This is a genomic window from Actinomyces johnsonii (assembly GCF_006546835.1).
GTDB lineage: Bacteria > Actinomycetota > Actinomycetes > Actinomycetales > Actinomycetaceae > Actinomyces > Actinomyces johnsonii.
Window position 1 is genome coordinate 1 of record NZ_VICB01000032.1, and the last position, 5,661, is coordinate 5,661.

Sequence of the window (5,661 nt, forward strand, 5' to 3'; positions counted from 1 at the left end):
TGGTCTGGTTTTCTGGGCTTTGTACTGACTGTTGCTCTGGCTGTTTGGTTGGGGTTTTGTTGGTTTTGTTTGGAGAGTTTGATCCTGGCTCAGGACGAACGCTGGCGGCGTGCTTAACACATGCAAGTCGAACGGTGAAGCGCTTGCCTTTTTGGTGGGTGTGGATGAGTGGCGAACGGGTGAGTAACACGTGAGTAACCTGCCCTCTTCTTCTGGATAACCTCATGAAAGTGGGGCTAATACGGGGTATTCCGGGTCTGTCGCATGGCGGGTTTGGGAAAGATTGCGCCTTTGGGTGTTTTCGGTGGGGGATGGGCTCGCGGCCTATCAGCTTGTTGGTGGGGTGATGGCCTACCAAGGCGGTGACGGGTAGCCGGCCTGAGAGGGTGGACGGCCACACTGGGACTGAGACACGGCCCAGACTCCTGCGGGAGGCAGCAGTGGGGAATATTGCACAATGGGCGCAAGCCTGATGCAGCGACGCCGCGTGAGGGATGGAGGCCTTCGGGTTGTGAACCTCTTTCGCCAGTGAAGCAGGCCTGCTCCTGTGTGGGTGGGTTGACGGTAGCTGGATAAGAAGCGCCGGCTAACTACGTGCCAGCAGCCGCGGTAATACGTAGGGCGCGAGCGTTGTCCGGAATTATTGGGCGTAAAGAGCTCGTAGGCGGCTGGTCGCGTCTGTCGTGAAATCCTCTGGCTTAACTGGGGGCTTGCGGTGGGTACGGGCCGGCTTGAGTGCGGTAGGGGAGGCTGGAACTCCTGGTGTAGCGGTGGAATGCGCAGATATCAGGAAGAACACCGGTGGCGAAGGCGGGTCTCTGGGCCGTTACTGACGCTGAGGAGCGAAAGCGTGGGGAGCGAACAGGATTAGATACCCTGGTAGTCCACGCCGTAAACGTTGGGCACTAGGTGTGGGGGGCCTTTTCCGGGTTCTTCCGCGCCGTAGCTAACGCATTAAGTGCCCCGCCTGGGGAGTACGGCCGCAAGGCTAAAACTCAAAGGAATTGACGGGGGCCCGCACAAGCGGCGGAGCATGCGGATTAATTCGATGCAACGCGAAGAACCTTACCAAGGCTTGACATGTGCCGGTCGGCTCCGGAGACGGGGTTTCCTTCCTTTGTGGGGGCCGGTTCACAGGTGGTGCATGGTTGTCGTCAGCTCGTGTCGTGAGATGTTGGGTTAAGTCCCGCAACGAGCGCAACCCCTGTCCCGTGTTGCCAGCACGTTGTGGTGGGGACTCGCGGGAGACTGCCGGGGTCAACTCGGAGGAGGGTGGGGATGACGTCAAATCATCATGCCCCTTATGTCTTGGGCTTCACGCATGCTACAATGGCCGGTACAGAGGGCTGCGATGCCGTGAGGTGGAGCGAATCCCTTAAAGCCGGTCTCAGTTCGGATCGGTGTCTGCAACTCGACACCGTGAAGTTGGAGTCGCTAGTAATCGCAGATCAGCAACGCTGCGGTGAATACGTTCTCGGGCCTTGTACACACCGCCCGTCACGTCATGAAAGTCGGCAACACCCGAAGCCCGTGGCCTTATGGGGAGCGGTCGAAGGTGGGGCTGGTGATTGGGACGAAGTCGTAACAAGGTAGCCGTACCGGAAGGTGCGGCTGGATCACCTCCTTTCTAAGGATAGGTATTGTGTGGGGGTGGCTTCCTGGTTGTGGTTGTCTGGGCTGTTGATGGGCCTGGGCCGACTGGGGGGCTGCTCCTGCGGAGGCGGTGGCTGGTTGTCCTGCGCGGTTGTGCGGGGTGGCTGGTTGCCGCGTGTTGTTTGGTGTAGGAAACACGCCCGCTGTGGTGGTGGGCCGTTGCGGCTGTTGTGGTCGTGGTGGTCTGCTGGTGGTGGGTGTCCCTTGCGTGTTTTGTGTGTGGGGGTGGCATGCTGTCGGGGTTCTGGGGTAGTGCGCCCTGGTTGCCTGGCCTGTGGTTCTGCTTCGCTGTTGTGGGGTGGGGTTGTGGGTGTGGGTGGGTTGGTTGTGAACTGTATAGTGGACGCGAGCATTATTACTGTATTGTTTCTGTGATTGTGGCATGCGGGCTTTGTTGTCTGTGTGTTTTGTCGTGTTTGTTGTTTGTTTTTTTGAGCGTTCGGTGGATGCCTTGGCATCAGGGGCCGATGAAGGACGTGGTGGCCTGCGATATTCCTCGGGGAGCCGGCTGGCGGGCTGTGATCCGAGGGTTTCCGAATGGGGGGACCCGGCACGAGTTATGTCGTGTCACCTGCATCTGAATTGTATAGGGTGTGGGGGGTGACGCGGGGAAGTGAAACATCTTAGTACCCGTAGGAGAAGATATTCCGTGAGTAGTGGCGAGCGAAAGCGGATGATGGTTAAACCGTGTGCGTGTGATACTCGGCAGGGGTTGCGTGTGCGGGGTTGTGGGGCTGTTCTGTTGGTCTTCTGCCGGAGGCCTGGCGCATTGCTGGCTGGTAGCTGAATCGTCTGGGAAGGCGTGGCGTAGTGGGTGATACCCCCGTAGGCGGAACTGGTTGGTGTGTGTTTGGGGTGGTGCCCGAGTAGCACGGGGCTCGTGGAATCCTGTGTGAATCTGCCAAGACCACTTGGCTGCCTGAATACTTCCTGATGACCGATAGTGGATAGTACCGTGAGGGAATGGTGAAAAGTACCCCGGGAGGGGAGTGAAATAGTACCTGAAACCGGGCGCTTGCAAGCCGTCAGAGCTCTTCGCGCACTGTTGTGTGTGGGGGGTGGTGGCGTGCCTTTTGAAGAATGAGCCTGCGAGTCAGTGGCGTGTCGCGAGGTTAACCCGTGTGGGGTAGTCGTAGCGAGAGCGAGTCCGAAGAGGGCGAGTGAGTGGCGCGTTCTGGACCCGAAGCGGGGTGATCTACCCATGGCCAGGTTGAAGCACGTGTAAGAGCGTGTGGAGGACCGAACCCACCTAGGTTGAAAACTGGGGGGATGAGCTGTGGGTAGGGGTGAAAGGCCAATCAAACTCCGTGATAGCTGGTTCTCCCCGAAATGCATTTAGGTGCAGCGTCGTGTGTTGCCCGGCGGAGGTAGAGCTACTGGGTGGCTGATGGGCCCCACAGGGTTACTGACGTCAACCAAACTCCGAATGCCGTCTGGGTTAGTGCGGCAGTGAGACTGCGGGGGATAAGCTCCGTGGTCGAGAGGGAAACAGCCCGGATCGCCGGCTAAGGCCCCTAAGCGTGTGCTAAGTGGGAAAGGATGTGCGGTCGCGCAGACAACCAGGAGGTTGGCTTAGAAGCAGCCATCCTTGAAAGAGTGCGTAATAGCTCACTGGTCAAGTGATCGTGCGCCGACAATGTAGCGGGGCTCAAGCACACCGCCGAAGCCGCGGACCTGCAGCGTGTTCCTTTCATCTTCCCACGTGTTGGGTGGTGGCAGGGGTTGTGGGTGGTAGGGGAGCGTCCTGCACTGGGGGAAGCCTGTGGGTGACTGCTGGTGGACGGTGCGGGAGTGAGAATGCAGGCATGAGTAGCGATACTAGGGTGAGAAGCCCTAGCGCCGAATGACCAAGGGTTCCAGGGCCAGGCTAGTCCGCCCTGGGTGAGTCGGGACCTAAGGCGAGGCCGACAGGCGTAGTCGATGGATGACGGGTTGATATTCCCGTACCGGCGAAGCACCGCCCATGCTGACGCGCGGGTGCTAACCCACGCCCGGCCGCCATAATAGCCGCGCCTACTCCTTTCGGGGGGTGGTGTGGTTGTGGTGGTGGGGTCTGGGGGTCCTCCGTGCAGGTAGGCAAGCGTGTTAACAGGGGTGACGCACAGTGGTAGCCCGGCGGATCTGATGGCTTGGTCCGTTCAAGCGCGCAGCCCGTCTCCTAGGTAAATCCGGGGGGCAGCCCATGTGGTTGGGTGGGGGTGAGGCGTGATGGTGACCCCACATTTGGTGGGGGATATCAGGGTGATCCTGGGGTGCCGAGAAAAGCCTCGACGCGATGGTGCTAGCCGCCCGTACCCTAAACCGACACAGGTGGTCGGGCAGAGTATGCCTAGGCGCACGAGTGAATCATGGTTAAGGAACTCGGCAAAATGCCCCCGTAACTTCGGGAGAAGGGGGGCCCTATCCTTTGAAGCCCCGTTTTGCGGGCTAGGGGGGTGGGCCGCAGAGACCAGGGGGAAGCGACTGTTTACTAAAAACACAGGTCCGTGCGAAGCCGTAAGGCGATGTATACGGACTGACGCCTGCCCGGTGCTGGAAGGTTAAGAGGAACCATCAACCCTCTTGTGGGGTGAAGTGGTGAATTTAAGCCCCAGTAAACGGCGGTGGTAACTATAACCATCCTAAGGTAGCGAAATTCCTTGTCGGGTAAGTTCCGACCTGCACGAATGGCGTAACGACTTCCCCGCTGTCTCGACCATGAGCTCGGCGAAATTGCAGTACGAGTAAAGATGCTCGTTTCGCGCAGAAGGACGGAAAGACCCCGGGACCTTTACTATAGCTTGGTATTGGCGCCCGCTATAGCTTGTGCAGGATAGGTGGGAGACGTTGAAGCTGTCACGCCAGTGGTGGTGGAGTCGTCCTTGAAATACCACTCTGGTTATGGCGTGCGCCTGAACCTGGGCCCGTGATCCGGGTCAGGGACAGTGCCTGGTGGGTAGTTTAACTGGGGCGGTTGCCTCCTAAAGTGTAACGGAGGCGCTCAAAGGTTCCCTCAGCCTGGTCGGCAACCAGGTGTTGAGTGTAAGTGCACAAGGGAGCTTGACTGTGAGACCGACGGGTCGAGCAGGTACGAAAGTAGGAACTAGTGATCCGGCGATCCCGTGTGGGTGGGTCGTCGCTCAACGGATAAAAGGTACCCCGGGGATAACAGGCTGATCCTGCCCAAGAGTCCATATCGACGGCATGGTTTGGCACCTCGATGTCGGCTCGTCGCATCCTGGGGCTGGAGCAGGTCCCAAGGGTTGGGCTGTTCGCCCATTAAAGCGGTACGCGAGCTGGGTTTAGAACGTCGTGAGACAGTTCGGTCCCTATCCTCTGCGCGCGCAGGAGACTTGAGAAGGCCTGTCCCTAGTACGAGAGGACCGGGACGGACGAACCTCTGGTGTGCCAGTTGTCCCGCCCGGGGCACGGCTGGTTGGCTACGTTCGGGACGGGTAACCGCTGAAAGCATCTAAGCGGGAAACCATCTTCAAGACAAGGTCTCCACAAGGGGCTCCGGCTCCTTGACAGGCCCCCAGCAGACCACTGGGTTGATAGGCCGGAAGTGGAAGACCGGTAACGGTTGGAGCTGACTGGTACTAATAGGCCGACACAAACAACAACCCCCACCACCACAACCACCGCGTGAGCGGCACAGTAAATGGTTACAGTAAGTGGGTGGGGGGGGCAGGAACAGAAGGCGAGCGTCCACTATACGGTCCACAACCAACCCAACCCAACCAACACGCACACACGCGACGCGTATGCGACACGACACGCGCGTGGGGGGGGCAGCCACACAACCAAATCGAGTTATCGAGTGATTCTTGCACTACCCGCACAATCGTCTCGGTGGTCACAGCGACAGGGAAACGCCCGGCACCCATCCCGAACCCGGAAGCTAAGCCTGACAGCGCCGATGGTACTGCACCCGCCAGGGTGCGGGAGAGTAGGACACCACCGAGCACACACCACACAGTCGGCCCGGAACCGCCAACCAGCGGCCCCGGGCCAACTGCATTCTTACAG

Annotated in this window: 3 rRNA genes; all 3 read left to right on the top strand. The window is 59.4% G+C overall.

Features of this window, described 5'->3' with window-relative positions:
- The first annotated feature begins 66 nt into the window (after positions 1 to 66).
- The 3 genes from FK256_RS14060 (at position 67) to rrf (ending at position 5,598) form a co-directional block, all read left to right on the top strand.
- Positions 67 to 1,627, top strand: a 16S ribosomal RNA gene (locus FK256_RS14060).
- A gap of 445 nt (positions 1,628 to 2,072) precedes the next feature.
- Positions 2,073 to 5,254 (top strand): 23S ribosomal RNA (locus FK256_RS14065).
- 226 nt (positions 5,255 to 5,480) lie between these two features.
- Positions 5,481 to 5,598, top strand: a 5S ribosomal RNA gene (rrf, locus tag FK256_RS14070).
- Together the 16S, 23S and 5S rRNA genes form the textbook arrangement of a ribosomal RNA operon.
- Positions 5,599 to 5,661 lie beyond the last annotated feature (63 nt).